This is a genomic window from Hymenobacter bucti, assembly GCF_042681145.1.
GTDB lineage: Bacteria > Bacteroidota > Bacteroidia > Cytophagales > Hymenobacteraceae > Hymenobacter > Hymenobacter bucti.
Window position 1 is genome coordinate 293,641 of record NZ_JBHUFD010000018.1, and the last position, 20,513, is coordinate 314,153.

Genomic DNA, 20,513 nt, shown 5'->3' on the forward strand with positions numbered 1-20,513 from the left:
CGGCATTGGGCGGGTACCTGCTAGCCCCGACTTTTACGTTTTACCAAGCCGCTTCTTCATGAATCTTAAGCACGCCCGCATCCTGGTGGTAGACGACGAGCCCGACGTGTTGTTCGCCCTCAAGCTGCTGCTCAAAAGTGAGGTGCGGGAAGTTGTGACGGAGCGCAACCCGGAGCTGCTGCTCTCCCTGCTCCGCCAGCAGCACTTCGACGCCGTGCTGCTCGATATGAATTACCGCAGCGGCCAGGCCACCGGCAACGAAGGCTTCTATTGGCTGGGCCGCATCCGGGAGCACAATCCCACCACGGCCGTTATCCTAATTACAGCTTATGGCGACGTGCGCACGGCGGTCCGCGCCCTTAAAGCCGGCGCCACCGACTTCCTGCTCAAGCCCTGGCACAACGACCAGCTGCTGCAAACACTGGCCGCTGCTCTCCAACCTAAAGCCGGCAGCAAAAGCGGGGGTACCCCGAAAAAAGTAGTCGGGCCGGCCGCGGCTACCGCGCTGCTCGGAGAGTCGGTCGCCATGCAGGAAGTGCGCGCTATTATTGAAAAGGTTGCTCCAACCGAAGCCAACGTGCTGCTATTGGGCGAGAACGGCACGGGCAAGGAGCTGGTTGCCAAATCGCTGCACGAGCAGTCGCGCCGCGCCGCCCGGCCGTTCGTGGCCGCCGATGTGGCCGCGCTCAGCGAAGGATTGTTTGAAAGCGAGCTGTTTGGGCACACCAAGGGCGCGTTCACGGATGCCCAGGCCAGCCGCATGGGCCGGTTCGAGGCGGCCACCGGCGGAACGTTGTTTCTGGATGAGATTGGCAACATTGGCCTGCCGCAGCAAGCCAAGCTGCTCACGGCCCTGCAAAACCGCCAGGTGGTGCCCTTAGGCAGCAACACCCCCGTGCCGGTGGATATCCGGCTGCTGTCGGCCACCAACGCTCCGTTGCACGCCCTAGTAGCCCGTGGGGCTTTTCGCCAGGACTTGATGTACCGCCTCAACACCGTCGAAATCACGCTGCCGCCCCTGCGCGAACGGGACGACGACGTGCCGCTGCTGGCCCAGCACTTCGCGCAGGTGTATGCGACCCGCAACCGGCAACCCGTGCCGGAATTCAGTGCCGCGGCCCTGCGCAAGCTCCGGGAGCACCCCTGGCCCGGTAACGTGCGGGAACTGCAACATGCTGTGGAGCGGGCCGTTATCCTCGGGGCCGGCCCCATGCTGCTGCCGGCTGATTTCTCGTTTCGGAATCCCGAATCGGCAGTTGCTTCCGCGGCGGCAGCGCCAGCTGCAAATGTGGCTGAGCATCCATTGCCGTTGCTGGAAGTAGAAAAAAATACCATTCAGCAGGCCATTGAGCGTCACCAGGGCAACCTCACCAAAGCGGCCAAGGAACTGGGCCTCACCCGCACCGCCCTCTACCGTCGGCTCGAAAAGCATGATATTTAATAGCCTGGATGCTCGCCTGCTGGGACGATTAGTACTGCTGGTAGCCACGCTGGCCGCGGGCGGATACGCCACGCAGCACCATGCCTACGGGCTAGCCCTAGGGGCCCTAGTGCTGCTGGTAGTGCTGGTCCTGGACCTAACCCTCTATTTAACGCGCGGCCAGCAGGCGCTGGCCGACTTCACCCTGGCCCTGAAGTACCGGGATTTTTCGCGGCAGTACCCGGCGCAGGCCGGCCCGGCGTCACTGCGGCCCTTGCACGCGGCCTTCAACCAAGTTAACACCACGTTTCGGGAGCTGCGGGCCGAGCAGGAAGGGCAGTTTCAGTACCTGCAAACCATCTTGGCCCTGCTTGATACCGGCATCGTGTCCTACGACGCGGCGGGCACCGTGGCCTGGGTGAACGAGGCGTTTAAGCAGACGCTGCATCTGCCGTACCTGAAAAACATTCGGGCGCTGCAAGCCCGCCAGCCGGCTCTCTACGAGGCCATCTGCCGGGCGGTGCCCGGCCAGCCCGTGGTGGTGAAGCTGACGGTAGGTCCCCAAACGGTGCAACTGCTCGTGTCGGCCACGCAGTTTAAGCTACGCGGCGAAGCGTTTACCCTCCTCGCATTCAAGAACGTGAGCCAGGCCCTGGCCGATACCGAGACCGCCGCCTGGCAGCAATTGCTGCGGGTGATGACGCACGAAATCATGAACTCGGTCGCCCCCATCGCTTCGCTGGCTGATTCACTGGGCCGCCACGTGCAGCGCGCCCGGCAGCAGGAGGCTTCGGATGAGTTGCTCGACGACGTGGGCACCGGCATTCGCATCATCCAGCAGCGCAGTGAAGGGCTGCTGCGCTTCGCCCAAGTGTACCGCGACTTTAGCACCCTGGCCTCGCCGCAGCGTACGACCCTTTATGTGCAGGAATTGCTCCAGGCCACCCGGCAGCTACTAGCGGAACAACTGGCTGCGCAAGGCATTGAGGTCACCCTTAGCGTCCGGCCCGCCCACCTTACCCTGCACGCCGACGGTCACCTGCTGGAGCAAGTGCTTATTAATCTCGTGCTTAATGCAGCGCAGGCGCTTGCGCAAACCCCTAACCCTCGCATTAGTCTGCTGGCCTGGCCCGATGAACAGGAACGGGTGGTTATCGAGGTGAAAGACAACGGGAGTGGTATCCCCGCCGACGTGCTGGACAGCATCTTTATCCCTTTTTTCACCACCCACCCCAATGGTTCCGGCATTGGGTTGAGCCTGGCCAAGCAAATCATGCAGTTGCACCAGGGCAGCATTCAGGTCCATTCCGTGGCCGGGGCAGGTAGTGCGTTTCAACTGTGGTTTCCTGGTCCGGCTGCTTCCTAAGGGTTGTAATGGAATCTCTACCGTCGGCTAGCCGAGCTACTTGACTGGGACTTTCTCTACCAGCAGACCCAGCACTTCTACAGCCACACCAGCCAGCCCTCTCCAGACCCCATCGTCTTCTTCAAGCTGATGCTGGTCAGCCGCCTGGAAAATCTGGTCAGTGATTTTCGCCTCGTCGAGCACTGTAACCTACGGCTGGATATTCTCTACTTCTTGGGCTATGAGGTGGACGAAGACCTGCCCTGGCACTCGACTATCAGCCGTACCCGCCAGCTGTATCCGGTTACCGTCTTCGAGCACCTCTTCGACCAGGTTTTGGCCAGTGTGTGGCCGCTGGGCTCGTCGCAGGGGATACGCAAGCGGCAGATTCAGCTCCCGTCAAAGCCAATGCCTCACTCGATAGCTTACGCGAAAAAGCGCCAGCCGCTCCCCTGCGTGTGACCGAGGAAATGGCTGTCCTACCCGAGCTATCCACGGCCAAGACGGCGTTGCAGTTGCGGCGTATCGCGGCGCGTCAAGCCAAACGCCACGCCGCGCCTGGGGGGCTGGGCGCGCACCATGCTAAAGCCCAATTATTAAGTAATAGGACGCATTACAGTCCCAGCGACCCCGAAGCACGCATCTCCGTTAAACCCGGTAAAGTGCGGGCGCTGAATTCCCTCTGTAGTCTGGCCGTGGACACCGCCACGGGTGTGATTAGCCATATCCAGGCTGATTTTGCCGATAGTCGCGATTGCCTAACTTACCGACCCTGGTGCCGCGCCTGCAAGCCCGACTCAGGGCCCAGGAGGTAATGCTCCGGGATTTTGTGGCCGACACAGGCTACTCCAACGGCTTCAACTACGCCTTTTTAGAGCAGTGGGGCCTCCCACCCTGGATTCCCGTTTTTGGCCCTTATAAACCCACGGTGGAGAGATTTACCTACGAGCCGGCGGCCGATGCGTACCGCTGCCGGGCTGACAAGCTCCTCCCGTTTCGCTCCTTTCGCACGACGGAGAACGAAAAATGGGTCAAGCAGTATCGCGCCGCCTATAAAGACTGCCAACAGTGCCCCCTCAAAGCGAGCTGTGTCCCCACAGCCAGTTTAAACAGGTGATTCGCTCGGCCTTCGACGCGGCCTATCGACGGGCGTGGTACTGGCAGCGCACGCGCCAGGGGCAGCAGATACGTCGGGTTCGGCAACGCACGGTAGAACCCGTTTTTGGCAGCCTCCTCCAGCACTACGGCCTGCGACGAGCTAACACGAAAGGCCAAGCAGCCGCTCACAAAGCCATGCTGCTCAGCGCGGTTGCCTACAACCTCGAGGAACTGCTCAAGCATCAGCCCAAGCGGGTCGTGAGCCTAGCCCTGGCCCTCCAGCCCGCCTCGCTACGGCTGCTTAAGCGCTCCTTTGAGCCCTATCTGAGCGAGAAGCACCTCCTTGCTGAGTACTCGCTTAATTGAGTGGCAACTGAACCTGAGTTCTGCAACAGCCACGTGCGTTTCATAAACGTTACGTAAGTAGTATTAAATGGCAAACCGTCTCAGCGCATATAGTGCCTTAAAATATTCGTTCATAATGGACTACCTAAACTTACGGCGGTCAGGCTTTTGCTCCAGCCGTGACCCTTCCGGCGGGGCATCGTCGCTGGGACCGTCGAACCAAATCGCAGCTCTGGGAGTTATAGTTTACTATTGCCTCCTTTAGGCAGCGCCGTTCCCGAATGAGACAGTTAAAAATTAGTAAGCAGATTACCAACCGCGAAAGCCAATCGCTGGATAAATACTTGCAGGAGATTGGCAAAGTGAGCCTGGTCTCTATCGACGAGGAAGTAGAGCTGGCCCAGCGCATCCGCGAGGGCGACCAGATGGCCCTGGAAAAACTGACTAAAGCCAACCTGCGCTTCGTGGTCTCGGTGTCCAAGCAGTACCAGAACCAGGGCCTGACGCTGGGCGACCTCATCAACGAGGGCAACCTAGGGTTGATTAAAGCGGCCAAGCGCTTCGATGAAACGAAGGGCTTCAAGTTTATCTCCTACGCCGTGTGGTGGATTCGCCAGAGCATCTTGCAAGCCCTAGCTGAGCAGAGCCGCATCGTGCGTCTGCCCTTGAACCGGGTGGGCTCGCTCAACAAAATCAGCCGCTCGTTTGCGGAGCTGGAGCAGAAGTTCGAGCGTGAGCCCTCGCCCGACGAGATTGCCGAGCTTCTGGAGCTAACGACCGCCGAGGTGGTGGACACGCTCAAAATTGCGGGCCGCCATGTGTCGATGGATGCGCCCTTCGTAAATGGGGAAGAAAACGGCTTACTCGATGTGCTGCAGGATGAGGGGCAAGCCACGCCGGATGCGGGCTTGCTGCACGACTCATTGCGCCGGGAGGTGCAGCGCGCGCTCTCGACGCTGACCCGGCGGGAGGCCGACGTCATTACGCTCCACTTCGGGCTGAATGGCCACGCGGCGCAAACGCTGGAAGAGATTGGCGAGCAATTTAGCTTGACCCGCGAGCGGGTACGGCAGATAAAGGAGAAGGCCATTCGCCGCCTTAAACACACGTCGCGCTCGCAGTCGCTCAAATCGTACCTAGGTTAGCCTCTTTGTCAGCTTCCTTATAAAGTAAGAACATTCTGAGTTAGAGCCTCATGATTCAAGCGAGGGTTAAAACAGTACATATTGCTAACGCATCGCGTAAGAAATTAGAGCGACCGAGCTTCAGACAGGTAGCGATAAGCAGAGGGGTGCGTTACTTCGGCTAGCGTGGTAAGGACTGATAAGACCCCCTTATCAGCATTAAGTTTGACAACCCGACGCCGAGGACTTTAAGTACGATAAGGGTTAACTACAGACAGCCCCGGCCTTTTGATAAAGGTCGGGGCTGTTCAGTTTAGCGCGTAAGAATGGTACTCGTAAGGTTGAAGAGATGGAGTAACGCACTTTTTCGCCCTGTTGTAACGAGAGTCTCCACCAGCAGGACACGTAGAAAGGATATGGCGCTAGCTTTCACCCACTGCATTGCGAGAAGAGCAACAAGCGGCCCCCCCTCGGGAAAGCGCAACGCGTGCCGCACGTTACCAGTTGAGAGTTCAACTTGCCAGGACACGCCGCCCTTACAACGTAGCCATGTCAATGACAAAGCGATAGCGCACGTCGCCTTTCAGCATGCGCTCGAAAGCGGGGTGAATATCTTTAATAGCAATCAATTCGATATCCGACACTAGGTTGTGCTCAGCGCAGAAATCCAGCATTTCCTGGGTTTCGGGCAGGCCTCCGGCCCCCGAGCCGGTCACCGTTTTGTTGCCATTCGCTAGGCTAAAGGAGGGCACCTGCAAGGGAGCCAGCGGCATGCCCACGTTGATGTAGGTGCCGTTGGTACGCAGCAGGGGCAGGTACAGGTTGATGTCGTGGTCAGCCGCCACCGTATCCAAAATAAAATCAAACTGCCCCTGCACGGCCGCTACTTCCGCGGCGTTTTTGGTGACGACAAAGTGGTGCGCGCCTAACGTCTTGGCAGCTTCGCGCTTGGCTTCGGAGGTGCTGAGCACGGTCACCTCGGCCCCGAAGGCGACGCCGAATTTTACGCCCATGTGCCCCAGGCCGCCCAGGCCCACCACGGCCAGCATCTGCTGGAAAAGCTGGGTCAGGAACGCGCACTGCTCGTCGGTGAGCAGAAACACGGGGCTGGTACCAAGCTGAAATAAGGGCGAGTCTACCCACGGTACTCCCTGCCCTGGCGTCGGCCGAAACTCGGTGGTAAACAGACAACAATACCCGTGCAGCGGCTTAATAGGCGTGCAGGCATAGGGGGCGAGCGGATGGTAAAGCAGCAGCGCGGGGCTCTCAATTCGGAGCGAGTGCTCGGCGTATTGCAGCTGCGTAGTACCGGCCGTATAGAGACTGATTTGGTAAAAATCGCGCCAGCCGTAGGGCAGGCTCGGCTAACTGACCCCGGTAGCGATGGGAAAGACGTTGAATGGCTGCGGCACTTGCAGCAGATGCGCCCGCAAATAGTGCTGGTGAAACTGGCTGAGGGATTCGCGCGGCGACATGAGTTGCTTCAAAAAGGGCGACTGCTAAATGATAACTACTAGTTGGTCAGTGCGTGCTGTGTAAAGCGGGTGCCCAGCCGAATATCCTTTACGATAGGGTACGCCGCTCCCAATGGTCGGAAACCTGTGCGGCAAGCAACCAAGTTGTCTGAAGTTAGCAGGGTTGAGTTTAGCCTTTCTAAGCCAAGCAGTGGTAGACCCTGACAACCACGTTGACGAGAAGCAGGTGAACAGCCATTGTGGGGCCTGAAGTGGCACCGCATTTTAATGGTGCGCTTTCGATTCTTAAGGACTGATAACCTTCTCTTATCGGATGAAATTTTATGCCAATCCAGCTCAATAAGTTTAGGTATCACAATTGTTACTCATCAACATTGAGTTTGACAATCCGACTTAGAGTACCGCTCAGGTACGATGCGTGTTAACTACAGCCAGCCCCGGCCTTCGCGAAGGCCGGGGCTGGCTGTAGTTAACACGTAAGAACATTTAAGCAAAGCCCACCTCAAGGCGTAATAACATGCTGCTGCCAAACCTATTCTACGATGAGGTGTGAGGAGAAACCTTATTCGGTAGAGGGAGAGACGATATGGAAGCTAACAGTCTCGTTCATCGACAAGCCGATAGCCAATGAGTGCAGCCCTGAAGCCTTATGTAAGGTGAAATAACGGCTCGTAAGGAACCAACTTGCGGAAGGCGCTAGTAGAAAGGTAGTGGCTACGCTGATTGCGGAATAATGCTAATCATATCGTCTTCACTAGGTTCCTTCGCTGGCTTCAGCTCCAGGGCCTGGTCGGCTTGCACGCGGCGGCGGCGCTGCACGGGGGGCAACGACACCGTTTCGCCGCTTGCTAACGACTGCTCGACGGCAGCTAGCACGCGCACATCCAGCAGGCCTTCTTCGCCGTCGGCTTCCGGATGACGGTCGTGGAGGATGCAGTCGGAAAAGTACTGGGTTTCGTTGCCAAACTGCTCAACAGGTTTGAATTCGTGTGTTTTACTGCCCTCTTCGGTTTTCTCAATATAGGAGATACCCACCTTGGGCCCAAACATGAAGCAGGGTGAGGCGTAAACTGTGGCTTTGGTGCCAATTAAGGTAAAGCTCTCAGCCGACGCTGTCGCGTAGCTAACGGTGAACTGGGCGGTGCGCTCACTGGCGAAGCGCAGGGTCACGGCCACCGTATCGTGAAAGTTGAAGCCGCGCTCCGGCGTTTTCGTGCCGACGGCGTGCACGGCGATGGGCTCCTCGTCGAAGAAGTTGCGGACTGCATTGAGCGGATAGGTGCCCATGTCGGGCACCGGCCCGCCCCAGTACCCATTGTGGCCGCGCGAATTGGCTTCCGCCACATTCTGGGCGAAAACGGAGGAGAAGGCTCGCAACTCGCCAAAGTCTCCGTTTTGGGCCCGCGTAAATAGCTCGACATTGCCGGGCTCATAGTGCAGGCGGTAGGCAATCATCAGCTTAGCCCCGCTTTTTTGCTGCGCTGCTAGGATTTGCTCAGCTTCCGCTACGCTCGAGGCCATAGGCTTTTCCAGCAGCACGTGGATACCAGCCTCCAGCGCGGCTACTACGAAGGGGGTATGCAGCGCATTGGGGGTAGCCACGTATACGGCGTCGATTTCGCCCGAGGCCAACAACGCGCCATACTCCTCGTACGACCACGCCTTAATGTTATACTGGTCGGCTAGCTCATCGGCCTTAACTGGGTCACCCGTCACTAGCGCCGCGAGCTCGGAATTGTTGGTGCGCGCAATGCCGGGCATAAACGCCTGCTGCGAAATCTGGCCACCGGCCACAACGGCGTAGCGAACTTTCTTGGTGTGTTCAAACATAAAAATAACTGGTTAGGTGATAATTCCTTGCCCGACTAGCCAAGGCCGACGGAAGTGAGGCCATGATTTTCTGGGTGATGCGCCTGAGTTTAGGCAGGGGTAACTACGAATAGGGCGTAGCGGGTACAGCTATGCGTTGGCAACAGCACCTTTAGGCTGCTAGGTGAAAGCTGAGTCAATTCATGACCCCAGCTTAAAAATCGGCCACGAGTCTATTAGCAGATTGGCGTATGAATGCCGTTCACATCCGACTATGCTATACGACGTAGTGGGACGGGCGTTCGCGTAATTCCCAGTAATAGGTAAGCCAGCTTCCCTCGCGGCTGGTCGCTGGACCAATCCTGTTGACCCCAGTGTTGCAGGGCATCGATAATAGTCAGCAGGGCGCGCCCCTTGGGTGTGGGCGTGTAGCGAATTTGTGGCGGGATGGTGTCTGCCACCGCAGTCTTTTCGACTAGTTGCTCGCGCACCAACTCGGCTAAGCGCTGACCAAGCACTTGGTCCGACAAGGTAGGAAAGGCCTGCTTGAGGCCGACCGCAACAAAGTCGAACGCTTCTTCAATCGGCTCAAGCAGTACCGCCGTCTGGCCACCCGCTACGAAAAAACAGCCTCCTTCCTGGCCCTTGCCTACTGCGCCGCTGCTTTCGTCTGGTTACTCTAATGTCCACACGCCCTAGTGGACCAAGAGTTCTTAATGCAATTCTTGGGATAGGCAAAGAAAGGCGGATAACAGCATCTGCGAGTTGGTGATTAGCAGAACCAGATTTATTGGTAGGGTTTTCTGTTCAGGTTTTCGTGCGACACCCATAAGATATGAAGTAGGTACAACGAGCCAAGCACTCTTGTCCGGAAGCTAAAGCAGAAGCATTCAGATGTCAGTTGCCTGCTTCAAAATTAGACATGCACCACCTCCAGGAGCCAGCTTTACCCGGATGATATCGGTGGCGCTAACTTGCTTTTTATCCGTGGTATAGCTTTCTTGCTGGGTGCGGTAGTCGGCCTGGGCTCCATCCTGAATAAGGGTGGCCGTGTAGCGCCCTTTACCTAAGAAAGCGAGCGGAATAGCCAGTTCGCGGGCTTGTTCGTTCGTGGCGGCGCCAAGCAGCCAGGTTTTATCCTGGGCCTGCCGGGCCATGACGATGTACTCGCCAATCTCGCCTTGCACCGTTTTGCTAGCGAGCCAGGGCATTTTTTGCGCCGCGATAAAGGCTAGTAGCTCTGGGTGTTTTTGATAGTTCTCCGGGATGTCGGGGATAATGGTAGCGCCCGAAAATACAATGAGCGTGCGCGCCGCCTCACCAGCCAGGGTCGAGGGCACCGGAGAGGAATTATCAACTCTACCGGTCTGCGAGAGGCTCGCAAAGCCGTTGCCCATATCGAGCGGGCCGGCCACCATGTTGACAAAAACCGACGTGACAAAGGTCTTGGGCTCCACCACCTGGTGGCCGTCGAGCTGGGCCTTGCAATACTCGCGGGTCAGGGCGTTGGGGAAGGTGCGCAGTTGCCCGTAGGGATGCGTCGGCCCATCATGAAAATCACACAGCAGGCGATTCTGCGCGCACAGCTCGGTAATCATGCGCGTGCGTTGGTTTTTCTCGGTGGGATTACCGGACATAAACCCGTATTTGATTCCGGCCGCGCCCCAATCGTGGTAGCGTTTCAAGGTTTGGTCTAGGGCGTAGTTGCGGCCGCCTACATCATTGAGGTAGAGCCAAATGCCAACGCCTTTGCTCTTGCCGTAGGCAATAATCTCGTGCACCTGTGCCACTTTGCCGCCCTTCACCGGGTCCGATTCTTTGCCAAATTCGGGCCCGTACCAATCGGCATCCAGCACGAGGTAAGGGAGCTGGTTGGCTGCGGCAAAGTCCACCATTCTTTTCCAGGAAGGCAGCGACATGTCGTACGCAAAACCTTCGGTGTGCGCGCCATTGATGCGCCAGTCCCAGAGGGCAACCCCCGGCTTAACCCAGGAAAAGTCTTGGCCGCTCGCGGGCGCCGGATTCAGCAATTCGAGCAGGTGCGAATCGACTAGGTCCCCTGCTGTCTTGCCATACATTACCACCTTCCAAGCGGTCGTGGGCTGAGACGCGATGGTGAAGCGGTTTTCCCCTTTCTTAGATTGGAGCAGCAGCGGTTCTCCGCTCACCAAATCTGCTTCGTGCAGGGCCAGGTAGATACCACCATCCACTTTGATGGTCATGACTGGCATGCGCTTGCCGTCGCAATCTGCTAATTTTTCGGGGCCAAGATTATGGTTTTCGCCGTTGTAATACCAGGCGGTGTAATTACCGGCAAAAGCAAAAGTGGTTAGCTCAGTAACAGCCTTGTCAGCGGGATAGTCGTAGCGAAAAGCGATGCCCTCGTTGTAAGCCCGCGCTATTATTTTATACGTTTTCAGGTTAAAAGTAAGCTCGTTATACTTCTCGGGTACAACGGCCCTTTTCCCCCAAATTGGCTTCCAGACGGCATCAACCGCGCGGCGCGAAACGGTGGGCGCGGGTGGGGCGCCAGGTTGCTGCAAGCCTAGTTTTGAGTCTGCCAGCAAGACTTTTGATTGCGCGCTAAAAGTGTAGGTGATAGCGCCGGCGCGGTCATAATAAAACTGCAGTCGCAGCGCTTTATCAGGCGACCCCAGCGTTGCCAGGGGCTTGTGCTGCGCTGCTTGGCGTGCAGAAGCAGGATAATTAGATTCGGCGCGGAGCAGCAACGGTAGCAGCAGTAGCAAATAAGAGAGACCAGCTTTTATGAACATTGCGGTTGAAGTACGCGGGTAGAATGGGCCAGCTCACAAGAAAAGGAACTTAGCAGAGAGAATGGTCAGCCAAGGCAACTGCGCCAGCTTATTTTTCTGGAATCCGGAGCTAATGGGCTAGCGGAGAACGCATTGTTCTGAAATAAGTCAGCCATCAACATCAAGCAGATAGAAGGTTTTTTCCGCAAGCATAAGATGGAATTAGATACTTTGGAGACCTGGCCAAAGCCAGCAAGACGTGCCTTTGGGCGCTGCTAGGTCCCCTTTTGCTCTACTGGCCGTTGGTTCACTTTCGTAAGTAAGCCCACAAGCGCAGTTTAAGCACGCCCCATGCTGATTACCAGGCACGGCTCGCCCAGGCACGGCGCAGCTACTGCGGCTTATTTACCCGCACCGGCGAGATGCCCGCGTGGGTAGGCACTACAGGCCGGATACTGCCGTCAGCATTAAACTCCAGCTTGTCGATGCACACCTCGCGGTGAAAACCAGCCTCGTCGCCCATCTTGATGCCCTGGGGGTAGGTAAAACGGTGGTACACCAGGTACCACTCGTCACGGCCCGGCACCTGGATGGTCGAGTTGTGGCCCGTGCCGTAAATGCCCGCCGCGGCATTTTTACTGACGACTAAGTTGTTGGCGGGTACCGTGATGGGTCCGAGCGGCGAGGCGGCTGTGCCGTAGCGCACCTGGTAGTTGGGGCTGCGCGTATCGTCCTCGCTCCACATAAAGTAGTAGGTGCCGTTGCGATACAGCACGTGGCCGCCCTCGCGGAAGGTGGCATCGGGCGTTAGCACCCGCGTGGTGCCGGGCTTCAGCGATACCAGGTCGTCATTCAGCTCAGCGCCGGCCAAGTAGCCATTGCCCCAGTAGAGGTAGGTCTTGCCGCTTTTGGGGTCTTTGAATACGGCCGGGTCTATCTGCTGGCCGCCTTTCACGCCTTCCGGCAGCTTGTCGAGCAGGGGCTGGCCGGTGTCCTGGAATGGCCCGGTGGGGCTATCCGATAAGGCCACCCCAATTTTGGCGCCCGCGCAGAAATAATACGCGTAACGATAGCCAGTGGCCGTTTTTTGCTCGATAATGCACGGGGCCCAGGCGCTCTTCTTCGCCCACGCTACGTCCCTGGGTAAATCCAGAATCACCCCCTCATCCTTCCAGTTCACCAGGTCCGGCGACGAAAAAGTCTTGAAATACGTGCCCGACCAGCCCGTGAAGCCGTCGGTGGTGGGGTAGAGGTAGAATTTGCCCGTTTTCTCGGCGTAGAGGATGGCCGGGTCGGCATAGTAGCCGTTCAGCGCGGGGTTGTGGGTTTCGGTCACGCTCACCTGGTACGGGCGCCGGGCCGCGCCCTGGCCCACGGTGTACGTCACGGGACCTGGGGCGAAGTTCTGCGCGCCGCTCGGCGACACGGGCAGGAACGGGTGGCTGAGCTGCAGGTCAAACGCCTGCCGGTTGGTGCCCGGCAGCACCAGAAAGGCTACCTTGCTTGCCGCGCTGTCCACCACCGTGTTGTGCGGCCGGAGGGCGGGGTTTTGGGTCATCGCCAGCACGTCGGCGGGAGCCAGCCAGCGGTTGGCCAGGCGCGTGGCCTCGCCGGCCGTGATGGGCAGCACGGTACCGTGGCGCGGGTGAAAATTCATACTCACCTCGCCGTCCACTACCGCGAAGTGCGCCAGGTCGCGGGTGCGGGTAAATTGATACTTGCCGCTGGTGTACATGTCGTACATCAGGATGTAGTCGTCGGAATTATTGAGCTTAAACGTGCCCGCGCCCTCCACCGGGCTGGTGGTTTGCTGTACGTAGGGGTCGCGCTGCACGTAGCCGCTGGTGAGCTTATCCGACACCGCAACTTTTATACCGTTGCCCTGGCCTTCGGTTTTGAAGAATAGGTAGTACTTGCCGCCTTTGGCCACGATGTCGCCATCAATGCACGAGCCGTTGGTGGGGCTGAAAAACAGCTGCTTAGGCTCGCCTTCCAGGTCAGTAAAGCTTTTGTTGGCGTAGGCGTAGTAGATTTTGTCAGGTTGCTTATCGTACTGCAACGAGAAATACACCAGGTACTTCTTGGCCTGGGCGTCGTAGATGGTTTGCGGGGCCCACACGCGCTTCAGCGTTTCCTGGCCCGCGTAGCGCTTGGGAAAATGCACGGCGCTCGATGTCCAGTTGAGCAAGTCCGTGGAGCGCAGCAGCACCAGGCCCCGATTCGAGTCCCAGCCCTTGGCCGACACCATGTCGGTAGCCACCATGAAGAACGTTTTGCCATCGGCACCGCGCAAAATGTGCGGGTCGCGCACGCCCCCGGTTTGGCTGATGGCGGCCGAGTTGATAACCGGCCGGTTGCCGTTCAGCGCCGTGTAGTGGTAGCCATCGGGGCTGAGGGCAAAGCGAATGGCCTCCTCCTTTTTGTCGTTGCCGGTGAAGTACACGAATAAGTAGGCGCTGGGCTTTTCGGGTTTAGGCGGGGTGCTGGCGGCCGCTGGCGCGGCCAGCCCCAGGGCCAGCACACTAGCCCAGCCGACACGCCGCAAACGCAAAAAAGCAAGATTCAATCGGTTAGAAAACATACAGTAATTATCCGGTTATGAAACCAGTTTGCCCCGGCGCAAACGGACGCAGAGTAACTGCTCGAACTGACCCCGCTAGACCGACATAATCTTGAGCGCGTAGGCAATGTCGTTGGGCTTTTGGGCGGGCAGCACCACGGCCAAGCCCTCCTTGGTGTGCTCAAACTTGAGCTTGCCCGGCGCGCCCAGCAACTCCACCTGCTTGACCTTACCCGTGTAGTGCGGCCCACCCGCGGCCAGCGACTTGAGCAGCAGCCGGCCGCTCGTGGGCCACCCGAGGGCGGTGGCAAATAGTGTTTTGCCCTTGGTGACGTAGCGGATATCCTCGGCCCCGAAAGGCTTGCCCTTGCCTTCGTTAAAGCCCTGGGCGCTGAGGGCGGCAGCGGCGGCCTGGGCTGGGCCTTCGCCAAAGATTTTCCAGGGCCGGGTGCCGTAGATGCTTTCGCCGTTGGCCTGCATCCAGGCGGCGATGCCCTCCACGATGGCGCGCTCCTGGTCGTCGATGCTGCCGTTGCCGCGCACGGGCACGCTCACGAGCAGGTTGCCGTTTTTGCTCACCACGTCGACGAGGGTGTGAATGACGGTTTGGGCGCTCTTGTAGCCGTGCTGGTCGTAGATGCGGCGGTCGTAGTGCCACTGGCCCAGGCAGGTATCGGTTTGCCAGGGCAGGGGCTCGATTTCGTTGCTCTGGCCGCGCTCGATGTCCCAGACCATGCACTTGCGCTGCGCCGGGGTCAGGATTTTGCCCAGGATAACGGCCTCGTTGCGCCCGCCGTGGCGCTGGGTGCTAGTGTTGTACATGTGCGCCGCGATGCGCAGGCCGGCATCGTTCACGGGCCACAGCGGCAGGGCAGTATCGTCGAAATACACCACGTCGGGCTCGTACTTGTCCAGCAGCTCGATGGTGCGGTTGTAGAACTTCTCGCAGTACTCCTTGCTGGGCGGCGTCACGCCGTTGCCCCAGTCCCACTGCCGGTGTATCATGCCGTTGTCCTGGCTGTTCTGGCTCAGGGGGTGATTTTGGGCGTAGAGGGCCTGCGGGTCGTAGCCCTGCCACCATTTGCCCTGGCCGTCGGCGGTGGTCACTTTGCCATCGTAGGGCACGCCGGCCAGCGGGCCGTCTTTGTCGGCGCGCTGGCTGGTTTCGAGCCAGCTCCAGGTATGGGCGGCGTGCACGCTGACGCCGAAGCGCAGACCCTGCTTTTTGGCGGCTTTGGCCCAGCCGCCTACCAGGTCTTTTTTGGGGCCCAGGCGGGTTGAGTTCCAGGGCTGGTGGCTGCTGTCGAAGAGGTCGAAGTTGTCGTGGTGATTAGCCAAACACACGAAGTACTTGGCGCCGGCTTTCTTGTACAAAGCCAGCAGCTCCTCAGGGTTCCACTCCTCGGCCTTCCACTCGTTTATCACGTCCTTGAAGCCGAACTTGGATGGGTGGCCGTACTTCTCGACGTGGTATTTGTACTGGTCCGAGCCCTCCTGGTACATGCCGCGGGCGTACCAGTCGCCGCGCTCGGGCTGGCACTGCGGCCCCCAGTGCGCCCAGAGGCCGAATTTGGCATCCCGAAACCACTCGGGCGTCTGGTACTGGGCCAAGGAATCCCAGGTGGGCTGGAAGGCGGCCGGGGCCAGCGGGCTCCAGTTGAGGCCGGCGACTACGCTGGGCAGCCAGGCGGCGGGGGCGGCCAGGGCGAGGTTTTTAAGGAGGGTTCTGCGGTTCATTGTTGGGGAGAGAAATTGAGAGTGATTGCGCAGTAGCGCGGACTTTTAGTCCGCGAGTGAGTAAAGCTGTTGCCTGACACTCGCGGACTAAAAGTCCGCGCTACGTGCTTAATACCCCGGATTCTGCGTCAGATTCTTGTTCAAGTCGCGCTCCGACTGCGGGATGGGCCACAGCTCGTTTCGGCCGACGATGAAATTGCGCTTCTTGTAAATGTAGTAGCCGTCCGCATCGACGGGGTAGGCGGTGTAGGTGGCCGGTGTGTTGGTGAGCTTCATGCCCGTGAACTGCTGGTTGTTTTCGGCGCCGATGATACCCCAGCGCAGGCAGTCAAAGTAGCGGATACCCTCAAAGGCAAACTCCACGCGGCGCTCGCGGCGCAGGATGGTGCGCAGGGCCGTGGGGTCGGTAGTCGTCACGGCGGGCATGTGCACGGCGGCCCGGCTCCGCACCTTGTTGATGGTGGCATCGAGCAGCGCTCGGTCAACGCCGGCGCCCAATTCCAGCCGGGCCTCTAGGTAACCCAGCAGCACCTCGGCGTAGCGGATGAGGGGCATGTTGTTACCGTCGTTTGAGGTCGTGGCCACGGCTGGGTCGTCTTCCAAGAACTTGTAGATGGCGTAGCCGCTCCACACGCCAGGGTACTGGTTGAGGCGGTCGGGCAGGGTGGTGCCGGGCACGGCCGAGTACGTGATGCCCCGGAACGTGGTGCGCCCCGAAATCATGACCGTGAAGTCGAGCCGCGGGTCGCGGTTGGCGTAGGGGTTGTTTTTGTCGTAGAGCGGCGACTGCGTGATGGGCAGCCCGTCGGTGCATTCGTAGGTTTTAACCAGCTCATTAAAAGGCGAGTACTGGTGCCAGCCACCCCAGGTTTCGGGCGTCAGGTATTGCAGCAGCGCCTGGTTGTAGGTGTCGCGGATGTACTGCTGCGACATGATAACCTCGTGGCTCAGCTCGCCCGCGTTCAGAAATAGCTCGCGGTAGCGCGGGTCGATGGTGTAGTAGCCAAAGTCCATGATGGTCTTGTAGCTGGTGGCGGCATCGGCCCACTTCTTTTCGGCTAGCTGCACGCGGCCCAGGATAGCCAGGGCGCTGGCGGCCGTCATGTGGCCCTGCTGGGCGTCGGATACCGAAGGCGGCAGCACGGCCGCAGCGGCCTTCAATTCCGTTTCGCAAAATGCCCACACCGTGGCCTGGGGCGTGCGGGCAATGCTGTTGGCCTCGTCTACCGTGAGCACGTGCTCGATGAGCGGTACGGCGCCGAAATACAGCCCTAGGTTGAAGTAATTGTAGGCCCGCAGGGTACGCACTTCGTTGACCATAGTGGCCTTCTGCGTGGCATCCATCGTCACCTTGTCGATGTTGTCGAGGAAGTTATTGCAGCGCGTAATCTGGCGGTAAGCCTGCGAATAATACGACCCTACGTAGCTGTAGGCCGAGCTCAGCGTGCCGTTGGTAAACTGGTCGGGAATGAGCTCTTTCTCGGACCCATTACCGGCCATCAGGTCGAGGTTCACCATCGACGTGCCGGCCCAGAAATTGTAGCCCGTGAAGCCCGCCCCGGTGTCGTACACCCCGTTCAGGGCCAGGGTAGCGTCGTTGGCGGTTTTCCAGAAAGTAGCGTCGGAGATGGACGAGAGGGGCTGCTTGTCGAGCAGGTCTTTTTTGCAGCCGGCGGTGCCCAGCAGGGCTAGCCCGCAGGCCAGGGCCGAGGTCAGGCTTTTAACCGAAATCTGATTCTTTTTCATGACGATAGCGAGGGTGGGAATTCAGTGAGATAGTTTCGGTTACAGCTTGATGTTCAGGCCAAAGGTGTAGATGGCCGTGAGCGGGTAGAAGCTCGGGTTGTCGCCCGTGCCCTGGCTGTTTTCGGGGTCCCAGCCGGGGTAGAAGCTATTGAGGCTGAAGAGGTTCTGGCCGCCCGCGAACACCCGCACTTTGCTCACGTGCAGCTTGGCCAGCGGCCCGGCCGGGATGGTGTAGCCGATTTGCAGGTTTTTGAAGCGCAGGTAGGTGCCCGAGCGGTTCCAGAACGAGTTGGTTTGCACGTTGGCGCTGCCCTGGCTCAGGTTCGTGATGCGCGGGTACTTGGCGTTGGGGTCGGGGTTTTCAGGCGTCCAGGCGTTGTCCACCTGCCACTGCTGAATGTTGCCGCCGTTGTAGTAGGCATAGGCCTGGTACGAAGACATTTGCACGGTATAGTCGCCCAGGCCCTGGAACAGCATCGACAAATCGAAGCCCTTGTAGCCGGCGTTGATGTTGAGGCCGTAGGACGTTTTGGGGTTGCGGGTGCCGATGATGGTGCGGTCGTAGGTAGCGTCCACTTTGCCATCGGGCACGCCGTTGGGGCCGCTGATGTCCTTGAAGCGGATAGTGCCCGGCTGGCCCGGAGTGGGCTGCGCGGGGTAGCTGGCCACGTCGTCGGTGTTCGTGAAGAGGCCGTCGGCCACGTAGCCGTAGATGGAATTGAGAGGCTGACCCACGAAGAAGGTCGGAATCACCGACTGCAAATCGCCGGCTATCTGAATGACCTGCTGCTGGTTATAAGAGAAATTGGGCGTCACGGCCAGGCGGAACGCGCCGGCGGTGGCGTTATAGGTCAGGCTAGCCTCGAAGCCGCGGTTGCGAATCGAGCCGGCGTTCACGATGGGCGCATCCAGGCCCAGCGCCCCCGACACGGGCACTTGGTAGAGGATGTTCTTGGCGGTGCGCTGGTACACGTCGAACGAGCCGCTGAGCTTGCCTTTCCAGACGCTGAAATCCAGGCCGATGTCGCTCGACGTGGTGGTTTCCCACTTGATGTTGGCGTTGGCTGCCGAAGTAACGGCCGCGCCCGGCGCAATGGTGCCGCCGAAGTTGTAGCGCGTGCCCGTGCTGTAGGTGTACTGGTAGGGGTAGTTGTTAATATTACCATTCGTACCAACATTGGCGTTGCCGAGCGTACCGTACGAACCCCTGATTTTCAGCTCATCCAGCCAGGTCGTCTTGTCCTTCAAAAAGGATTCTTCCGACAAGCGCCAGCCCGCCGACACGGCCGGGAAAAAGCCGTACTGGTTGCCCGACGCAAACCGCGACGAGCCGTCATAGCGGGCATTCACTTCGAGCAAATACCGCTCGTTGTAGTTGTAGCTGAGGCGCCCGAAATACGAGCGGAACGCGTACTCACCGGCCGAGCCGCTGTTCTGCTGGTTGGTGCTGGCGCCCGCGTCGAGCTGGTAGAGCAGGTTGTTGGGAAAGCGGTCGCGGTAGGCCGAAAACGAGTTGTCGCGGTGGTCTTCCTGCTGGTAGCCCAGCAGCACCTTAAAGTTGTTGTCCTTGATAGACTTGGCGTAGGTCGCCAGGCCAATCAGCGTCACTTCCTGGCCATCGGTCGTGCCATTGTAGAGGTTGTTGGGGCCCACGTAGGTGTTCTTGTCGAGGTAGACGTCGGGCCGGTACGTAGTCGTGGTGCTGGTGTAGTAGTGGTAGCCCGCCGTGCCGGTAAAGGCCAGGCCCTTAATAGGTTCATAGATGAGAGACGTGTTGCCGTAGAAGTTCTTGGCCCGGAAATTATCGAAGCCATCGGCGTCGAGCCAGGCCTCGGGCGAGTAGAAATCCTGGTGCCCGTAGGTGCCGTCCGACTTGCGGCCGGCATAGGTATTGGGCTCGCGTACCGCAAAGCCGATGATGCCATCGATGCCCGCCGAGTTGGACACCGGCTGGTTGCGAATTTGGGAGTAGCCGAGCAGGCTGGTTTTCAGCGTCAAATTATCGCGCAGCTTGCTGTCGATGTTGGCCTGAAAATCGTAGCGCTTGTTGTTGGTTTCGGCCGTGATGCCATCCTGGCCGCGGTAGCTGGCCGAAAACAGGTAGGTGGTATTCTTCTCGCCGCCCGCGAAGCTCAGGTTGTGGTACTGCTGGAAGCCCGAGCCCGAGTGCAGCAAATCACTCAGGTGGTTCACATTGCCGTAGTTATCGGTATCGGTGCCGGCCTCGTAGTTGGCTACGGTCTGGGCCGACGCGCCGGTGAGGCGGGCGTAGGTGGCCGAGTTCACGAACTGCGGCAGCCGGGTCACCCGCTCCCAGCCCACGTAGTTGTTGTAGCTCACGTCCATCTTGCCGGCCTGCCCACGCTTGGTCGTTATCAGGATAACGCCGTTGGCCGCCCGGTTGCCATAAATGGCCGCCGACGCCGCATCCTTGAGCACCGTGATGGTGCCGATATTGTCGGGCGCCACGTCGTCAATCGAGCCCGCGATGCCGTCAATCAACACCAGCGGCGCGCTGCCCGAATTAAATGTGCCAATGCCCCGCACCGTGATGTTCGCGCCATTGGCCCCCGGCCGGCCGCCGGACTGCTGCACCTGCACGCCGGGCGCCAAGCCCGCCAGCGCCTGCGACGCCTGCGTAATGGGCCGGTTATCAATGTCGGCCGACGAAATTGTGGATACCGCGCCGGTCAGGTTCACCTTCTTTTGGGTGCCGTAGCCCACTACCACCACCTCGTCGAGGCCCTTGGCCGATGCGCCCATGGTCACGGCCAGCGTAGTTTGGTCAGTGATGGGTGCTTCCTGGCTGGCGTAGCCCACGAACGAAAATTGCAGCGTGGCCGGCCCCGCCGGCAGCGAGATGCTGAACTTACCATCGGCCCCGGTGCTCTGGCCGTTGGTGGTACCCTTTTGGAGCACGGTCACGCCGGGCAGCGCCGCGCCGGTGTTATCGGTGACGGTGCCCGACACGGTGCGGGCGGCCTGCGCCTGGGCGGCCAGCGGCGCCAGCGCCAGCCCTAGGCCAGCTACCGCCAGGCCCAGTGGCCGGCGCGTAGCAAACAGGAGGAAGTAAAACGGTACTTTCATGGTTTGCAGGGGGT

At 59.3% G+C, this 20,513-nt stretch carries 12 protein-coding genes and 2 pseudogenes; 6 read left to right on the forward strand and 8 right to left on the reverse strand.

What is annotated here, in order from left to right:
• Positions 1-58: 58 nt before the first annotated feature.
• From ACFSDX_RS20345 to ACFSDX_RS20365, 5 genes and pseudogenes are all read left to right on the forward strand, one after another.
• The gene (locus ACFSDX_RS20345) at positions 59-1,441 is read left to right on the forward strand and encodes a sigma-54-dependent transcriptional regulator (RefSeq protein ID WP_382316913.1); all 1,383 of its coding nucleotides are present in this window, start codon (positions 59-61) and stop codon (positions 1,439-1,441) included.
• Positions 1,431-2,786: a sensor histidine kinase gene (locus tag ACFSDX_RS20350; RefSeq protein ID WP_382316914.1), complete on the forward strand. Its 1,356-nt coding sequence runs from the start codon at positions 1,431-1,433 to the stop codon at positions 2,784-2,786. The genes ACFSDX_RS20345 and ACFSDX_RS20350 overlap by 11 nt, the downstream gene beginning before the upstream one ends.
• Positions 2,787-2,810: 24 nt before the next feature.
• Positions 2,811-3,227 (forward strand): annotated as a pseudogene (locus tag ACFSDX_RS20355) (transposase); the annotation flags it as partial.
• Positions 3,228-3,833: 606 nt separating this feature from the next.
• Positions 3,834-4,229: a transposase gene (locus tag ACFSDX_RS20360; RefSeq protein ID WP_382316916.1), complete on the forward strand. Its 396-nt coding sequence runs from the start codon at positions 3,834-3,836 to the stop codon at positions 4,227-4,229.
• Between the two features lie 260 nt (positions 4,230-4,489).
• Positions 4,490-5,353, forward strand: coding sequence for a sigma-70 family RNA polymerase sigma factor (locus ACFSDX_RS20365; protein WP_382316918.1), 864 nt, complete (start codon positions 4,490-4,492; stop codon positions 5,351-5,353).
• A gap of 515 nt (positions 5,354-5,868) precedes the next feature.
• Here ACFSDX_RS20365 and ACFSDX_RS20370 read toward each other — a convergent pair.
• From ACFSDX_RS20370 to ACFSDX_RS20380, 3 genes are all read right to left on the reverse strand, one after another.
• Entirely contained in the window at positions 5,869-6,435 is a 567-nt protein-coding gene (locus ACFSDX_RS20370) for a zinc-binding dehydrogenase (protein ID WP_382316920.1), read from the reverse strand.
• Between the two features lie 1,086 nt (positions 6,436-7,521).
• The gene (locus tag ACFSDX_RS20375) at positions 7,522-8,637 is read right to left on the reverse strand and encodes a Gfo/Idh/MocA family protein (protein WP_382316922.1); all 1,116 of its coding nucleotides are present in this window, start codon (positions 8,635-8,637) and stop codon (positions 7,522-7,524) included.
• Positions 8,638-8,888: 251 nt separating this feature from the next.
• Positions 8,889-9,212: a winged helix-turn-helix transcriptional regulator gene (locus ACFSDX_RS20380; protein ID WP_382318196.1), complete on the reverse strand. Its 324-nt coding sequence runs from the start codon at positions 9,210-9,212 to the stop codon at positions 8,889-8,891.
• Here ACFSDX_RS20380 and ACFSDX_RS20385 point away from each other — a divergent pair.
• A pseudogene (locus ACFSDX_RS20385) lies at positions 9,174-9,299 on the forward strand (transposase); the annotation flags it as partial. The gene ACFSDX_RS20380 and the pseudogene ACFSDX_RS20385 sit on opposite strands and share 39 nt — an antisense overlap.
• Before the next feature lie 207 nt (positions 9,300-9,506).
• Here ACFSDX_RS20385 and ACFSDX_RS20390 read toward each other — a convergent pair.
• The 5 genes from ACFSDX_RS20390 to ACFSDX_RS20410 all read right to left on the reverse strand — a co-directional run bounded on the left by ACFSDX_RS20390 (position 9,507) and on the right by ACFSDX_RS20410 (position 20,499).
• Complete coding sequence (locus tag ACFSDX_RS20390; protein WP_382316924.1) at positions 9,507-11,345, reverse strand: glycoside hydrolase family 97 protein; 1,839 nt, start codon at positions 11,343-11,345, stop codon at positions 9,507-9,509.
• Between the two features lie 415 nt (positions 11,346-11,760).
• On the reverse strand, positions 11,761-13,920 hold the full coding sequence (locus ACFSDX_RS20395) for a glycoside hydrolase family 43 protein (RefSeq protein WP_382316926.1): 2,160 nt from the start codon (positions 13,918-13,920) through the stop codon (positions 11,761-11,763).
• Positions 13,921-14,025: 105 nt separating this feature from the next.
• Positions 14,026-15,666, reverse strand: a complete 1,641-nt coding sequence (locus ACFSDX_RS20400; protein WP_382316928.1) for an alpha-L-fucosidase — start codon at positions 15,664-15,666, stop codon at positions 14,026-14,028.
• A 108-nt stretch (positions 15,667-15,774) separates the two neighbouring features.
• A complete protein-coding gene (locus ACFSDX_RS20405) occupies positions 15,775-17,412 on the reverse strand; it encodes a RagB/SusD family nutrient uptake outer membrane protein (RefSeq protein ID WP_382316930.1) in 1,638 nt (545 codons plus the stop codon).
• Between the two features lie 39 nt (positions 17,413-17,451).
• Positions 17,452-20,499, reverse strand: coding sequence for a SusC/RagA family TonB-linked outer membrane protein (locus ACFSDX_RS20410; RefSeq protein ID WP_382316932.1), 3,048 nt, complete (start codon positions 20,497-20,499; stop codon positions 17,452-17,454).
• Positions 20,500-20,513: the final 14 nt, after the last annotated feature.